Below are 14,910 nucleotides of genomic sequence, written 5' to 3'. Positions count from 1 at the left end.
GCGTGGCGTTACCCGCAGTGCGTCGCGCACCCGCTGATCATGAGGCGCGCCGCAGCCTCGCCAACGCCAGATAGATCGCCGGCGTGGTGTACAGGGTCAGCCACTGGCTGACCAGCAGACCACCGACGATCGCGATGCCCAGCGGCTGGCGCATCTCCCAGCCTTCGCCGGTGGCCAGCATCAGCGGCAACGTGCCCAGCAACGCGGCCACGCTGGTCATCAGGATCGGGCGGAACCGCAGCCGCGCCGCCTCGCAGATCGCGTCATACGACGACTGCCCGCGCTCGCGTTCGGCCGACAGCGCGAAGTCGATGATCAGGATGGTGTTCTTCATGACCACGCCCACCAGCAGGAACAGGCCGAGCAGCGAGATCAGGTTCAACTCGTTGCCGAAGGCCATCAGCGCCAGCAAGGCGCCAACGCCGGCCGAGGGCAGGGTGGAGAGGATCGCCAGCGGCTGCACGAAGCTTTCATACAGCACGCCCAATACCAGATACACCGCCAGCATCGCGCCCACGATCAACCACAGCTGGCGCTCGCGCAGCTTCTCGAAGCCACCGGCCTCGCCACTCAGCCTGGCCTGCACGTGGGTGGGCAGCATGATCCCGGCCATCGCGCGGTCCACCGCCTTCACCGCCTGGTCCAGGGTCACGCCGGGCGCCAGCGCGAACTCGATCCAGACCGAGGCAAACTGCTGGCTGTGGTAAATGCGGTCCGGTGCCATGCCGTAGGACCAGCTGGCAATCGAGGACAGCGGCAAGCGCTGACCGTCCTTGCCGATCACATGGATCTGCTGCAGCGTGGAGGGATCCTGGGTGTAGCGCGGGTCCAGCTCCATCACCACGCGGTATTGGTTGAGGGTGTCGTACAGCGTAGCGACCTGGCGTTGGCTGAAGGCGTTGTTGAGCACCGAGGCGATCATGCGCATGTCCACGCCCAGGCGGGCGGCGGCATCGCGGTCGATGTCGAGCACCACCTGGCGCATGCCTTCATCGCCCTTGGATTCCACATCGACCAGCTCGGGCAGGGCGCGCAGTGCATCGGCCACCTTGGGCGTCCAGTGCCGCAGCGGTTCCAGTTCGCCGGAGAGCAGCTGGAACTCGTACTGGCCGCTGTCACCGCTGCCTTCCAGCTTGATGTCCTGGTCCACCCACAGGAACATGCCGCCACCGGGAATCTTCGGCATGTTGGCGCGCAGGCGGTCGATCACCTGCTGGCTGGAGACCTTGCGCTCGGCCAGCGGCTTCATCTTGATCATGATGAAGGCGTTGTTGACCCCGCTGCGGCCGCCGATGTACCCGATGATGTCGCTGATCGCAGGGTCCGCCAGCAGCAGTTTGCGGTAGGCCTCGATCTTGGGCTGCATGACCTGGAACGAGAGGCCGTCGTCGCCGCGCGCGAAGCCACGCAGCTGCGCGGTGTCCTGCTTGGGCACGATGCCCTTGGGCACCTGCTGGAACAGCCACACATTCAGCGCGATCACGCCGGCGAACAGCAGCAGCGGCAGCGCGAGCCAGCGCAGCATCGTCTGCAGGCTGCCCACATAGGCACCGCGCAGGCGTTCGAACAGCGCGGTGCCAGCGCGCTGCAGCACATTGCCGGGGCCCGGCCGGGGCTGCCCGAGCAGGCGTGCGCACAGCATCGGGGTCAGGCTCAGCGAAACCAGCAGCGAGACGCCCATCGCCGCCACCAGGGTCAGCGAGAACTCGCGGAAGAGCTTCTCGACGAAGTCATCCAGGAACAGGATCGAGATGAACACCACGGCCAGCGCGATGTTCATCGACAGCAGCGTGGCTCCGACTTCACCGGCGCCGCGCAGCGCGGCGGTCATCGGCGAAGCGCCCTCCTCACGATGGCGGGCGATGTTTTCCAGCACCACGATCGCATCGTCGACCACCAGCACCGCCGCCACGATCAGCGCCATCAGCGAGAGCGTGTTGAGCGAGAACCCGAGCAGGGCGATGATCGCCAGCGCGCCCAGCAGCGAGACCGGAATCGCCACGGTTGGCACCAGCGCCGCACGCCAGTGGCCCAGGAAGGCCAGGACCACCAGCACCACCAGGGCGATGGCCAGCAGCAGGGTCAGTTCGGCCTCGCGCAGGGTGGCGCGGATCACCGGCGAACGGTCCATCACCACCTGCATGTCGATGGTGGCCGGCAGCAGTGCCTGCAGTGTGTCCATCTGCGCCTGGATGGCGTCGACGGTCTCGATGATGTTGGCATCCGGCTGGCGGCTGACGATCAGCAGCACCGCCGGGCGCTCGTTGTGGAAGCCGCTGGCGTAGCGGTCTTCGACGCCTTCGCGGATCCCGGCCACATCCTCCAGGTACACCGGCCGGCCATCGCGCATGGCCACGATCAGGCGGCGGTACTCGGCGGCGGTACGCAGCTGCAGGGTGGCTTCCAGCTGCCACTGCTGGGCCTGGCTGGCCACCGTGCCCAGTGGCTTGAGCGCGTTGGCGTTGCGGATCGCCGCGGCGATGTCGTCCAGCGCGATGCGGTGATGGTTGAGTGCATTGGGATCCAGCGAGACGCGCACCGCCGGCAGCGAACTGCCCCCCACCTGCACCTCGCCGACACCGGGAATCTGCGCCAGCTTCTGCGCGATCACGGTGGAGGCCACGTCGTAGATCTGGCCCGGCGCGAGACTGTCCGAACTCAGCGCCAGCGCCATGATCGGCGCCTGCGATGGATTCACCTTGCGGTACTGCGGCATGCCCGGCATGCCGCTGGGCAGCTGCGCGCGCGCGGCGTTGATCGCGGCCTGCACATCGCGCGCGGCATCGTCCACGTTGCGGCCGAGTGCGAACTTCAGTTCGACCTGGGTCGAGCCCTGGGTGCTGGCCGAGTCGATCCCGGTCAGCCCCGGTATGGTGCCCAGCGCACGTTCCAGCGGCGTGGCGACGTTGGCCGCCATCGATTCCGGGCTCGCGCCGGGCAGGCTCGCGCTGACGTTGATCGCCGGGTAGTCGACCTGCGGCAACGGCGCGACCGGCAGCAGGCGCAGCCCGAGCAGGCCCGCCAGCACCACCGCCACCGCCAGCAGCACGGTGGCGACGGGATGCTGCACGAACCAGCCGATCGCCCGCGACAGCGGACTCACGCCAGCGCCTCGTCAGCCGCGTCGGCAGCCGGTGCGGGACGTTGGCGGAAGCGCTCGAAGAACAGGTAGATCACCGGCGTGGTGAACAGGGTCAGCACCTGGCTGACGATCAGCCCGCCCACCATCACCAGGCCCAGCGGCTGGCGCAGCTCCGCGCCCGAGCCACTGGCGAACATCAGCGGGATCGCGCCGAACAGCGCGGCCAGCGTGGTCATCAGGATCGGCCGGAAGCGCAGCAGGGCGGCCTGGTGGATCGCCTGACGTGGCGCCATGCCGTGCTCGCGCTCGGCCTCCAGCGCGAAGTCGATCATCATGATCGCGTTCTTCTTGACCAGCCCGATCAGCAGCACGATGCCGATCACCGCGATCAGGTCCAGGCTGCGCCCGCTGACCAGCAACGCAAGCAACGCGCCCACCGTGGCCGAGGGCAGGGTGGAGAGAATGGTGATCGGATGGATGAAGCTCTCATAGAGCACGCCCAGCACCAGGTACATCACCACCACCGCCGCCAGCACCAGCCACAACGTGCTGGACAGCGACGCGCGGAACGCATCGGCCGCCCCCTGCAGGCGAAGCTCTACGCTGGCCGGCAGGCCGATCGCGGCGCGTGCGCCTTCGATGGCCTGCACCGCTTCGCCCAGCGATGCCTGCGGGGCGAGGTTGAAGGAGAACGTCACCGCCGGGAACTGGCCGACATGGTTGATCAGCAGCTGCGCGGGGCGCTGTTCGATCCGGGCGATGCCGCCCAGCGGCACCTGCCGCCCGTCCGGCCCGGTGACGTGCAGGCGGGCGATCGCATCCGGGCCGAAAGCCACGTCGGGGCGCGCTTCCAGCACCACGCGGTACTGGTTGGCCTGGGTGAAGATGGTCGAGATCTGGCGCTGCCCGAACGCGTCGTACAGCGCATCGGCAATGGTCTCCACGCTGATCCCCAGCCGCGCCGCGGCGACCCGGTCGATCACCACATGCGCCTGCAGGCCTTGGTTCTGCAGATCACTGGCGACGTCGGCCAGTGCCGGTGCCTGCTGCAGATGCGCGAGCAGGCGCGGCGTCCACGTCTCCAGCTGCGCGATATCCGGGCTGGTCAGGGTGAACTGGTATTGGGTACGGCTGATCCGGTCTTCGATGCCCAGTTCCTGCACCGGTTGCAGATACAGCCTGATGCCCGGGACATGCGCCACGCGCTGCTGCAGCCGCGCGATGATCGCCTGCGCATCGGCATCGCGCTGTGCGTGCGGTCTCAATTCGATCAGAAGACGCCCGCTGTTGAGCGTGGCGTTGTTGCCGTCCACGCCGATGAACGAGGACAGGCTGGCCACGTCCTCATCCTCCAGCAACGCCGCCGACAACGCCTGCTGGCGCTGCGCCATCGCCTGGAAGGAGATCGACTGCGGTGCCTCGCTGATGCCCTGGATCAGCCCGGCATCCTGCACCGGGAAGAAGCCCTTGGGCACCCACACGTACAGCAGCGCCGTCAGCACCAGTGTGGCGACAGTGGCGGCCAGCATCAGCGGCTGGCGCTGCAGCACCCAGTGCAGCTGGCGATCGTAGACCGCCACCACGCGGTCGAACGGGTCGCCCTGCTGCGCCGATTCCTGCCCATCGGCATCGCGACGGGTGGCGTGGCCGGCCTTGAGCAGGCGCGCGCACATCATCGGCGTCAGCGTCAGCGAGACCAGCAGCGAGATGCCGATCGCCACCGCCAAGGTGATCGCGAATTCGTGGAACAGCTTGCCGACCACGTCGGCCATGAACAGCAGGGGGATCAGCACCGCGATCAGCGACAGGGTCAGCGAGATCAGGGTGAAGCCGATCTGCCTGGCGCCCTTCAGTGCTGCCTGCATCGGCGTGGCACCGCGCTCCAGATGACGGGCGATGTTCTCCAGCATCACGATCGCATCGTCCACCACGAAACCGGTGGCGATGGTCAGCGCCATCAGCGTGAGGTTGTTGAGCGAGAAGCCGGCCAGCAGCATCACCCCGAACGTGCCGACCAGCGACAGCGGGACCGCGATGCTGGGAATGATCGTGGCCGGGATGTTGCGCAGGAACAGGAAGGTGACCATCACCACCAGCGCGATCGCGATCAGCAGCTCGTGCTGCACGCCACGGATGGACGCGCGGATCGATTCGGTGCGATCGCTGAGGATGGCCACATCCACACCGGCCGGCAGCGAGGATTGCAGCTGCGGCAGCAGCGCACGCACCTGGTCGACCACGGCGATGACGTTCGCGCCGGGCTGGCGCTGGATGTTGATCAGCACGGCCGGGGTGGTGCCCGACCACGCGGCGAGCTGGCGGTTCTCGGCGCCGTCTTCGATGGTGGCCACGTCGCCCAGACGCAGCGGTGCGCCATCCTTCCAGGCCAGGATCAGGGCGCGGTACTCGGCCACCGAGCGCATCTGATCGTTGGCATCGAGCATGATCGCTCGGGTCGGCCCGTCGAAGCTGCCCTTGGGCAGGTTGACGTTGGCCGTGCCGATCGCGGTGCGGATGCTGGCCATGCTCAGCCCGTTGGCGGCCAGCGCGGACGGATTGACCTGGATGCGCACCGCCGGGCGCTGCCCACCAGCGAGGCTGACCAGCCCGACCCCAGGCAGCTGCGAGAGCCGCTGCGCCATGCGGGTATCGACCAGATCGTGCACCTGCGGGAGCGAGAGGCCCTGCGAGGTCACTGCCAGGGTCAGGATCGGGGTGTCAGCCGGGTTGACCTTGCGGTACACCGGCGGCACCGGCAGGTCGTCGGGCAGGAAGCTGTCGGCGGCGTTGATCGCGGCCTGCACTTCCTGCTCGGCCACGCCGAGCGCGACCTCCAGCGAGAACTGCAGGGTGATCACCGACGCGCCGCCGGAGCTGGTCGAGGACATCTGCTTCAGGCCGGGAATCTGCCCGAGCTGGCGTTCCAGCGGCGCGGTGACCGCGCTGGTGGTGACATCCGGGCTGGCGCCGGGATACAGCGTGGTGATCTGGATGATCGGGTAATCGACCTGCGGCAGTGCCGCGACCGGCAGCAGGCGGTAGGCCATCACGCCGGACAGCAGCAGCGCCACCATCAGCAGCGTGGTCGCGACCGGGCGCTCGATGAAGGGGCGCGAGAGGTTCATGCGCCGGTCCGTGGCGGGTCCTGCTCCACCACCTCGACCTTGGCGCCTTCGCGCAGCCCGTCGATGCCTTCCACCACCACGCGCTCGCCGGCCTTGAGGCCTTCGCGCACCGAGACGCGTTCGCCATCGGCCGGGCCGAGCACCACGGTGCGCAGCGATGAGGTGTCATCGGCCGCGATCACATAGACGTAGCTGCCCTTGCTGCCGAACTGCACGGCGGCATTGGGAATCACCACCGCATCGCTGCTGCTGACCTGCAGACGCACGTTGACGAACTGGTTGGGGAACAGTGATTCATCGGTATTGGCGAACTGCGCGCGCAGTTTCAGCGTGCCGGTGGCGGTATCGATGCGGTTGTCCAGGCTGGAGAGCACCCCGTCGCCCAGTGCAGTGCGCTCCTCGCGGTCCCAGGCTTCCACGGTCAGCCGGGGATTGGCGCGTGCGGCAGCCACCACCGCCGGCAGGTCCGGCTCGGGCACGGTGAACAGCACGCTGATCGGGGTGGTCTGGGTGATGGTGGCCAGCGGCTCGGTATCGCCACTGCGCACCAGGTTGCCGACATCGACGTTGCGCAGGCCCATGCGCCCGGCCACCGGTGCGGTGATGCGGGTGTACTGCAGCTGCAGGCGTGCTTCATCCACCGCCGCCTGGTCGGTCTGGCGGCGGCCCTGCAGCTGGCGGACCTTGCTTTGCTGATCACTGAGGTCCTGCGCGGAGACGAAGTGCTTGCTTTGCAGTTCGGCGAAGCGCTTGAGCTGGCTTTCGGCATTGTCCAACTCGGCCAGGTTCTGCTGCTGGGTACCCAGCGCACGCGAGAGCTGCACCTGGAACGGGCGCGGATCGATCTCGGCCAGCAGCTCGCCGGCGGTGACGTGCTGGCCCTCGGAGAATGCCAGCCGCAGCAGCTCGCCATCCACGCGGCTGCGGATGCTCACCGTATGCAGCGGGGTCACCGTGCCCAGCGCTTTCAGGCGCACCACCAGGTCTTCCTGCGTCGCGGTGGCCACACGCACCGGGGTCGGCTGCGGACCCCCGGACGGGCCGGCGGCGGGGGCGGGCGAGAGCAGTTTCCATGCAGCGATGGCGGCCAGGCCGACACCGGCAGCGATCAACAGCGGTGTGGCGAAACGACGGCGAGACGACGGGGGCGTTGAAGCGGACATACGCATCCTGCGCACCCTCCACCGGAGCAGTGCGTCCATGGGGACCGGCCGACGGCGGCAGGTCAACGGGGGAGAGGGTGTCTGGCGGGGCAGCGGGTGGAACACCGCCGCGTGGCTGGATGCCGTTCGAATGGAACGGGAGCGCCATGATACAGGGCCGGGCCGCTCAAGCTCCCGTGACCTTGGTCATGCCCGCGGGTGCGTCAATGCACCTCGTCGCGGTACACGAACTTCGGCATTTCCCACTTGAAGTGGATGGCCAGCAGGCGGAACAGGAAGCCGCCGCCCAGGCACCACAGCGTGGCCGCGTTGAGCGACACGCCGAGTTCCAGCAGGGCCAGGTAGGCCGCGCCGGTGAGCAGGGTGATCACCGCATACAGTTCTTTCTGGAAGATCAGCGGCACCTCGTTGCACAACACATCGCGCAGCACGCCGCCGAACGCACCGGTCAGCATGCCGGCGATCAGGATGATCGGCACGGTGTGCCCGCCCTCGCGCGCGACCGCGCAGCCGATCAGGGTGAACGCGATCAGGCCCAGGCCATCGAGCACCAGGAAGGTGCGCCGGAAGTGATGCATCCAGCGCGCCACCCAGGTCGCGATCAGTGCCGCGCAGATGGTGAAGCCCAGGTACTCCGGGTGCTTCACCCAGCCCAGCGGGTAGTGGCCGAGCACGATGTCGCGCAGCGAGCCGCCGCCGAGCGCGGTGACGCAGGCGATGATGACCACGCCGAACAGGTCCATGCGGCGGCGACCGGCCGACAGCGCGCCGGTCATGGCTTCGGCCGAGATGGCGATGAGGTAGATCAGGGAGAGCAGCATGGGGGGCTCCGGGAAACACGTCAGGCGGGGGACGGAAACGCACACGCCTCACGCCAGCGCCGCTGCACTGTCGTGGGGTGGGATTCCGTTGCCGCTCCCGCTGTCCTTTTGCCTGAGAGTTCGGTGGCCAAAGCCACGTGCCCCTTCGGCGGGTCATTGAAGACCTCTCTCCAGATCGGCGTGTCGGATGCATGGTTGGTGGCTGTGCAGCCACCGGCCTGAGCGATTATGGGAGCCTGCGCCTTCGGCGGGCGCCAGCGCGGCGCCTCTCTCCTGCATCCGGGGCGGATTCTAGCAGCCGCCGGGCCCGTGCCGGGGGATAATCCCGGTATGCCCGCTGAACCCGCCCTCTGGTACCTGTACCTGCTTGAATGCCGCAACGGCAGCTATTACGCCGGCATCAGCAACGACGTGGACGCGCGCTTCCAGGCCCATCTGGCCGGCAAAGGGGCGAAATACACCCGGGCCAACCCGCCGGTGAAGGTGCTGGCGATGCGCGCCTACCCGGACCGCGCGGCGGCGTCGAAGGCCGAGTGGCAGCTCAAGCGGCAACCGCGCGAGCGCAAGCTGGCGTGGCTGGCGCTGCCCGATCCCACGTAGCCCCGCGTGCGGGTTGTTCGGGCCTTCGTTGGCGGCATACCATCGACCCTCGTTCGTTGATCCGCTTGCCCAAGCCCTGGAGTGCCATGTCCCGCGATCTGTCGTTGTACCCGGAAGATGAGAATGGCGATGTGCTCTGGAACATGCTGCAGGACGGCGATGATCTGACGATTCCGCGCGAGGTGGATTTCGCGCTGATCTTCCCGACCCAGGATGTGGCGATCGCCTTCGCCGTGCACCTGCTCAAGAACGACCAGAAGGTGTCCTTCGCCGCCTACGACGGCAACGATGACTACCCGTGGCAGGTGGTGGTGCATCCGCTGATGCTGCCGACCCACCAGAACATCGCCGGCTTCGAAGGTCTGCTGGCCAGCGAGGCGGTCTCCTACAGCGGCCAGGTGGATGGCTGGGGATGTCTGTCGCAGGGATGATCAGGGCGTGGGCGGTCGTTTCGGCCGGCGATCGTCCTGTGCATCGCCGAAGATGATCCGCGCGCTGCGCTGATAGCTCCAGTACGCCACCGCCCAGTTCAACAGCACCACCACGCGGTTGCGGAAGCCGATCAGGAAGAACACGTGCGCGGCCAGCCAGAACCACCAGGCCAGCACGCCGGAGAGCTGCAGCCGGCCGAGGTGGACGATCGCCGCCATGCGGCCGATGGTCGCCAGGTTGCCGAAGTCCTGGTATTTGAACGCACCCGGCGCGGGCTTGCCGGCCAGGCGTGCCTGGACGGTGGTGGCCACGTGCTTGCCCATCTGCTTGGCCGCCGGCGCGACGCCGGGCACCGGCTTGCCGTCGGCCTGGGTCAGTGCCGCCAGGTCACCGGCAACGAATATCTCCGGGTGGCCCTCCAGGGTAAGGTCAGGCTGCACCGGCACGCGGCCGGCGCGGTCCAGTGGCACCTCCAACGTACGTGCCAGCGGTGAGGCGGCGACACCGGCGGCCCAGACCACGGTGCGGGCCTCGACGAAGCGCTCGCCAAGCTGGAAGCCTTCGGCATTGATGTCGCTGACGGGCGTGCCGGTGAGCACTTCCACGCCCAGCTTTTCCAGCTGCCGCCGCGCCTTGAGCGAGAGCACCTCGGGGAAGGTGGACAGCACGCGCGGGCCGGCTTCGACCAGGCGGACCTTGGCCGAGGCGGGATCGATATGGCGGAACTCATTGCGCAGCGTATGCCGTGCGATCTCGGCCAGGGTGCCGGCCAGTTCCACGCCGGTGGGGCCGCCACCGACCACGGCGAAACTCAGCCACGCCGCTTTGCGCGCGGGATCGGGTTCGGCCTCGGCGCGCTCGAAGGCGAGCAGCAGCTTGCGGCGCAGCGCGATGGCATCGTCCAGCGTCTTCAGGCCCGGCGCATCGGCGGCCCATTCGTCGTGGCCGAAGTAGGCATGGGTGGCGCCGGTGCACAGCATCAGGGTGTCGTACGTAATCTGCGTGCCATCGGCCAGCGTCGCGGTGCGCGCGGCCTTGTCGATGCCGGTCACTTCACCCAGGCGCACTTCGACATTGCGCTGGTGACCGAGGATGTGGCGCAGCGGCGCGGCGATATCCGGCGCGGACAGGCCTGCGGTGGCCACCTGGTAGAGCAGCGGCTGGAACAGATGATGGTTGCGACGGTCCACCAGGGTGATGCGCACGTGCGCCGAGGCGAGGGCACGGGTGGCCCAGAGGCCGGCAAAACCGCCACCGATGATGAGCAGGTGGGGCGTGGGATCGCGGGTCATGCTTCACTCCTTGGCGGGCGCCGGAGGGGGGCGGCGCAGGTCGTCTCGTGATGCGGCCCATGGTCGCACGTGAAGCGCGATGTTCACGTCGATGGCCGATACTGGGTTCAGGGGCCATCGCGCTTGCCCGATGGCCGATCCGATCCCGCCCAGGAGACCGAGATGTCCGAACCGGAAAAGCGCATCGCCCTGCTGATCGATGCCGACAACGCACCCTCTTCCAAGATCGATGCGGTGCTGGCTGAAGTCGCCCGCTACGGTGTGGCCAATGTCCGCCGTGCCTACGGCAACTGGAAGAGCCCGCGGCTGAAAGGGTGGGAGTCCGTGCTGCACGAGTACGCGATCCGCCCGATCCAGCAGTTCGCCTACAGCCGTGGCAAGAATGCCTCGGACATGGCGATGGTGATCGACGCGATGGACATGCTGTACGCACGCAATCTGGATGGCTTTGCGATCGTCTCCAGCGATGCGGATTTCACCCCGCTGGTGATGCGCCTGCTGACCGACGGGGTGAAGGTGTACGGCTTCGGCGAGAAGAAAACGCCCGAGCCGTTCGTCAACGCGTGCTCGAAGTTCACCTACATCGAGGCGCTGGGCCAACCCCATGCGGCCGATCAGGAGGTGGAGCAGGACAACGAGGAAACCCGCCCGCGCAAGAGCGGCCCGGAGCTGCGCAACGATACCCGGCTGGTGCAGATGCTGCGCCGCGCGGTGACCTCGGCCGAAGCCGAGGATGGCTGGTCGCATCTCGGCCCGGTCGGCAGCCAGATCGGCAACCAGGCCTCGTTCGATTCGCGCAATTACGGGTACAGCAAACTCAGCGATCTATTGGCCGCGACGGGCCTGTTCGAGATGAAAAAAGAGGGCAAGTCGACCTATGTGCGCGCACTGCCCAAGAAGAGTGCGGCGAAGGCGGCGAAGTGACCGCCGGCCTCAGCGCAGCAGCACGGCCAACGGGCGGGCCGTGCTGCCGTTGAAGCCATCGGAGAAGCCTCGCACGGCGTCAGGCAGCATGCCGCTGGCCAGCAGCAACAGCGCGGCGCTGAGCAGCAGATTGCGATGGTGGCGGCGATAACCGACCACGAGCGTGCCGATCCCGGCAATGAGCAACACGATTTCGAGTGCGTAGAGGATCATTGTTTTTCATCCATGACATGACGGTGGGCCCGCCGTTGGGCGTATCGTAGCGGCACCGCGCGACCCCGCTGCCGCGCATCGAACGATACGGGAATCCGATCATGCTGAACATCTGGGGCCGTCGCAATTCCAGCAACGTGCGCAAAGTGCTGTGGTGTGCCGAGGAGATCGGGGCGCCCTACGAGTCGATCGAGGTCGGCGGTGCCTTCGGTGGTACGCAGTCGCCGGAGTACCGCGCGATGAATCCGAACGGGCTGGTGCCGGTGATCGAGGACCAGGGCCTGCCGCTGTGGGAATCCAACACGATCGTGCGCTATCTCTGCGCGCGCTACGCGCTGGGCACGCTGTACCCGGAAGATGTGGTGGCGCGCGCGCAGTCGGAGAAGTGGATGGACTGGACCACCTCGACCTTCGCCGGCGTGTTCCGCGATCTGTTCTGGGGGACCCTGCGGACCCCGCCTGCTGATCGGGACGAGGCCCGCATCGCAGCGGCACTGGTGCGCTCCGGCGAGTTGCTGGCGATGGCCGATGAGGCTTTGTCGCGGCAGCCGTATCTGTCCGGTGAGCAGTTCGCGATGGGCGATATCCCGCTGGGTGCCTTCATCTATGCCTGGTTCGAGATGCCGATCCAGCGCCCGGACCTGCCGCATCTGGCCGCGTGGTACGAGCGGTTGAAACAGCGGCCGGCGTATCAGCGTGGGGTCATGACCGCGTTGACTTGAGCGGCCGTGCCGACCCACGGTCGGCACCTGCCGGCCTAATACAGATCCATCGGATCCACATCCAGCGACCAGCGCACCTTGCGTGCCTGCGGCAGCGCGGCGATCTGCGGCGTCACCTGATCCAGCACGCCGTGCAGCGGGCGTCGCGCGGGTGAGGACAGCAGCAGCTGGGTGCGCTGGTAGCCGGCGCGGCGGGGCATCGGTGCTGGCATCGGGCCATAGCGTTCCACTGCCGCGTCGTCGGGAATCAGCGCGCGCACGGCACTGAGCATCGCGTTGGCATGCTCCACCTGTTGCGCTTCGGCACGCAGCAGCGCCAGATGCGCGAAGGGCGGAAAACCGGCCGCCTCGCGCTGCTGCAGTTCCGCATCGGCAAAGGCGTGGTAGCCGCCGTTGACCAGCGTCTCCAGCAGGGGATGCCCCGGGTGGTGGGTCTGCAACCAGACCTCGCCGGCATCCACCGCACGCCCGGCGCGGCCGGCGACCTGGATCAGCTGCTGCGCGAGTTTTTCACTGGCGCGGAAGTCGGCCGAGAACAGGCCTTCATCGATGCCGACCACCACCACCAGGGTCAGCTTCGGCAGGTCGTGACCTTTGGCGAGGATCTGCGTGCCGACCAGAATCCCCGCGCGATCGCCGAGCTTGGCCAACTGGGTTTCCAGCGCATCACGCTTGCCGGTGGTGCCGCGGTCGATGCGGATCACCGGGAACTCCGGGAAGGCCTCGACCAGATGTTCTTCCAGCCGCTCGGTCCCGATGCCCTGCGGCTGCAGCGCCAGGCTGCCGCAGTCCGGGCACGCCAGCGGCGCGGACTGGCGTGCGCCACAGTGGTGGCACTGCAGGCGCCGGCCGCCGGCATGCACGGTCATCGGCGCATCGCAGCGCTGGCACGGCGCGGTCCAGCCGCAGTCATGGCAGAGCAGCACGGGCGCATAGCCGCGGCGGTTCTTGAACACCAGCACCTGGTGCCCGGCCTGCAGATGCTGGGTGATGCCGGCCAGTACTTCCGGCGAGAGCCCATCGCGCAGCGGGCGTTTACGCACATCAAGCACGCGCACCACCGGCGGACGCGCGGCGCCCGCGCGCTGCTTCAGGCGCAGGTGGGTGTAACGGCCGGCATGCGCGTTGTGCAGCGATTCCAGCGACGGCGTGGCGCTGCCGAGCACCACCGCCACGTCCAGTGCCTTGCCGCGCACCAGCGCGAAATCGCGTGCGTGATAGCGGATGCCGTCCTGCTGTTTGTAACTGCCGTCGTGCTCTTCGTCGATCACGATCAGGCCCGCATTCGGCAGCGGCGTGAACACCGCCGAGCGCGTGCCGACGATGACCTGTGCTTCGCCTCGCGCGGCGGCGGCCCACACGCGGGCGCGCTCGTTGTCGTTCAAGCCGGAGTGCAGCACATGCACCGGAATGCCCAGGCGGTTGCGGAAGCGCGACAGCGTCTGCGGGGTCAGCCCGATCTCCGGCACCAGCACCAGCGCCTGCTTGCCGCGCGCAAGGCACGCCACGATCGCCTGCAGGTAGACCTCGGTCTTGCCACTGCCGGTCACGCCATCGAGCAGGTAGGCGGCAAACCCGTCGGCGGCGGTGATCGCGGCGATCGCCTCGGCCTGTTCGGCATTGGGCGCGGGGCCGCTGGCCGGCGAGGCGACGGCCGGTGCATGCGCCAGCGCGATCCGTTCGACCAGCTCGCGCTTGGCCAGCGACCGGGCAGCGCTGCGCCAGTCGTCCATCAAGGTATCCAGGCGGTCTTCGTTCACCACGCCCTCGGCCAGGCACGCTGCCAGGCGTTGCGGGCGGGTACCGCTGCGCAGTTTGGGCTGCGGGTCGTGGCCGGCCGGCGTCAGCTGCCAGCCCCACTGATGGGTGTCCGGCACGGCCTCACCCCGCCGCAGCGGACCGGGCAGGGCCGTACTGATCACTTCGCCCAGCGGGGCATGGGTGTAGCGCGCCAGCCACTGCAGCGAGCGCCACAGCTCACCGGTCACCAGGGGCGTGGTGTCGATCCACTCGATCGCGGCGCGCAGGCTGTCGGGGTCTTCGACCTGGCCTATCCCGGCCACCACGCCGACCAGCTCCCGGGAGCCGAACGGCACCCGGACCCGCTGCCCGGTCATCGCCGGGTCCGGGGCCGGCCCGTGCGGCGGGGCGTAGTCGAACAGTTGCGGCAGCGGCACCGGCAGGGCGACGCGCAGGGTCGAAGACGAGGAGGTCATCGGGGCAGTGTAGCGGGCAGGGGCGGAGCGGATCACGCCCATTCACCGTCTCAGCCGGGTACGCGCCGAATCATAAATCCCACCTAAATATCCGACTTGATTGGAGATTCAGGCTTATCCACATCTTCTGTGGATAAGTCTGTGTGCCACTGCGTATGTGACCGCCTTGCGTCAGGAACTTCCGACGTTCTGCTCAGGTTGGTCAAAAAATAGCCAAGCAACAATAAGCAATAAAAACAACAAGATAGCTGTGAAACAAAGTTGAAACAGACTTGACGCGGGGCTCACGGGTGGTTCCACCCCGGTTTTACGTGGTGCTG

11 protein-coding genes and 2 riboswitches are annotated in these 14,910 nt (G+C 67.8%); of the genes, 4 read left to right on the top strand and 7 right to left on the bottom strand.

Annotated elements, in window-relative coordinates; genetic code table 11:
- Positions 1 to 37: 37 nt before the first annotated feature.
- From BCL79_RS09560 to BCL79_RS09545, 4 genes are all read right to left on the bottom strand, one after another.
- Positions 38 to 3,103 carry an efflux RND transporter permease subunit gene (locus BCL79_RS09560; RefSeq protein ID WP_121040323.1) on the bottom strand — a complete coding sequence of 1,022 codons (3,066 nt, stop codon included), beginning with the start codon at positions 3,101 to 3,103 and terminating at the stop codon, positions 38 to 40.
- Positions 3,100 to 6,207, bottom strand: coding sequence for an MdtB/MuxB family multidrug efflux RND transporter permease subunit (locus tag BCL79_RS09555; protein WP_121040321.1), 3,108 nt, complete (start codon positions 6,205 to 6,207; stop codon positions 3,100 to 3,102). The genes BCL79_RS09560 and BCL79_RS09555 overlap by 4 nt, the downstream gene beginning before the upstream one ends.
- Complete coding sequence (locus BCL79_RS09550) at positions 6,204 to 7,370, bottom strand: MdtA/MuxA family multidrug efflux RND transporter periplasmic adaptor subunit (protein WP_121040319.1); 1,167 nt, start codon at positions 7,368 to 7,370, stop codon at positions 6,204 to 6,206. Before BCL79_RS09550 ends, BCL79_RS09555 begins: the two co-directional genes overlap by 4 nt.
- Before the next feature lie 203 nt (positions 7,371 to 7,573).
- Positions 7,574 to 8,191 carry a trimeric intracellular cation channel family protein gene (locus tag BCL79_RS09545; protein WP_121040317.1) on the bottom strand — a complete coding sequence of 206 codons (618 nt, stop codon included), beginning with the start codon at positions 8,189 to 8,191 and terminating at the stop codon, positions 7,574 to 7,576.
- A gap of 92 nt (positions 8,192 to 8,283) precedes the next feature.
- Positions 8,284 to 8,375, bottom strand: a riboswitch (glycine riboswitch).
- An 8-nt stretch (positions 8,376 to 8,383) separates the two neighbouring features.
- A riboswitch (glycine riboswitch) is annotated at positions 8,384 to 8,477 on the bottom strand.
- Between the two features lie 44 nt (positions 8,478 to 8,521).
- Here BCL79_RS09545 and BCL79_RS09540 point away from each other — a divergent pair.
- On the top strand, positions 8,522 to 8,791 hold the full coding sequence (locus BCL79_RS09540) for a GIY-YIG nuclease family protein (protein WP_121040315.1): 270 nt from the start codon (positions 8,522 to 8,524) through the stop codon (positions 8,789 to 8,791).
- An 86-nt stretch (positions 8,792 to 8,877) separates the two neighbouring features.
- On the top strand, positions 8,878 to 9,222 hold the full coding sequence (locus tag BCL79_RS09535; RefSeq protein ID WP_121040313.1) for a ribonuclease E inhibitor RraB: 345 nt from the start codon (positions 8,878 to 8,880) through the stop codon (positions 9,220 to 9,222).
- On the opposite strand, the gene BCL79_RS09530 is transcribed toward BCL79_RS09535, so the two are convergent.
- The gene (locus tag BCL79_RS09530) at positions 9,223 to 10,515 is read right to left on the bottom strand and encodes an NAD(P)/FAD-dependent oxidoreductase (RefSeq protein WP_121040310.1); all 1,293 of its coding nucleotides are present in this window, start codon (positions 10,513 to 10,515) and stop codon (positions 9,223 to 9,225) included. It lies immediately after the preceding gene.
- 162 nt (positions 10,516 to 10,677) lie between these two features.
- Between BCL79_RS09530 and BCL79_RS09525 the strand changes: the two genes are divergently transcribed.
- On the top strand, positions 10,678 to 11,439 hold the full coding sequence (locus BCL79_RS09525) for an NYN domain-containing protein (protein WP_121040308.1): 762 nt from the start codon (positions 10,678 to 10,680) through the stop codon (positions 11,437 to 11,439).
- Between the two features lie 9 nt (positions 11,440 to 11,448).
- Here BCL79_RS09525 and BCL79_RS09520 read toward each other — a convergent pair whose 3' ends face one another.
- Complete coding sequence (locus BCL79_RS09520) at positions 11,449 to 11,652, bottom strand: hypothetical protein (protein ID WP_121040306.1); 204 nt, start codon at positions 11,650 to 11,652, stop codon at positions 11,449 to 11,451.
- 101 nt (positions 11,653 to 11,753) lie between these two features.
- Between BCL79_RS09520 and BCL79_RS09515 the strand changes: the two genes are divergently transcribed.
- Entirely contained in the window at positions 11,754 to 12,374 is a 621-nt protein-coding gene (locus BCL79_RS09515) for a glutathione S-transferase family protein (protein ID WP_121040304.1), read from the top strand.
- 35 nt (positions 12,375 to 12,409) lie between these two features.
- On the opposite strand, the gene BCL79_RS09510 is transcribed toward BCL79_RS09515, so the two are convergent.
- Positions 12,410 to 14,590: a primosomal protein N' gene (locus tag BCL79_RS09510; protein ID WP_121041284.1), complete on the bottom strand. Its 2,181-nt coding sequence runs from the start codon at positions 14,588 to 14,590 to the stop codon at positions 12,410 to 12,412.
- Positions 14,591 to 14,910 lie beyond the last annotated feature (320 nt).

The sequence above is a fragment of the Stenotrophomonas rhizophila genome, assembly GCF_003651185.1.
Lineage (GTDB): Bacteria > Pseudomonadota > Gammaproteobacteria > Xanthomonadales > Xanthomonadaceae > Stenotrophomonas > Stenotrophomonas maltophilia_Z.
Note: the sequence above shows the minus strand (reverse complement) of the source record. Positions and strands in the feature narration are given on the sequence as shown.

Bases quoted from the DNA above. Each gene is read 5' to 3' on its own strand.
- BCL79_RS09515 (WP_121040304.1), top strand. From the start codon at position 11,754: ATGCTGAACATCTGGGGCCGTCGCAATTCCAGCAACGTGCGCAAAGTG.
- BCL79_RS09545 (WP_121040317.1), bottom strand. From the start codon at position 8,191: ATGCTGCTCTCCCTGATCTACCTCATCGCCATCTCGGCCGAAGCCATG.
- BCL79_RS09525 (WP_121040308.1), top strand. From the start codon at position 10,678: ATGTCCGAACCGGAAAAGCGCATCGCCCTGCTGATCGATGCCGACAAC.
- BCL79_RS09530 (WP_121040310.1), bottom strand. From the start codon at position 10,515: ATGACCCGCGATCCCACGCCCCACCTGCTCATCATCGGTGGCGGTTTT.
- BCL79_RS09535 (WP_121040313.1), top strand. From the start codon at position 8,878: ATGTCCCGCGATCTGTCGTTGTACCCGGAAGATGAGAATGGCGATGTG.
- BCL79_RS09555 (WP_121040321.1), bottom strand. From the start codon at position 6,207: ATGAACCTCTCGCGCCCCTTCATCGAGCGCCCGGTCGCGACCACGCTG.
- BCL79_RS09510 (WP_121041284.1), bottom strand. From the start codon at position 14,590: ATGACCTCCTCGTCTTCGACCCTGCGCGTCGCCCTGCCGGTGCCGCTG.
- BCL79_RS09520 (WP_121040306.1), bottom strand. From the start codon at position 11,652: ATGATCCTCTACGCACTCGAAATCGTGTTGCTCATTGCCGGGATCGGC.
- BCL79_RS09550 (WP_121040319.1), bottom strand. From the start codon at position 7,370: ATGTCCGCTTCAACGCCCCCGTCGTCTCGCCGTCGTTTCGCCACACCG.
- BCL79_RS09540 (WP_121040315.1), top strand. From the start codon at position 8,522: ATGCCCGCTGAACCCGCCCTCTGGTACCTGTACCTGCTTGAATGCCGC.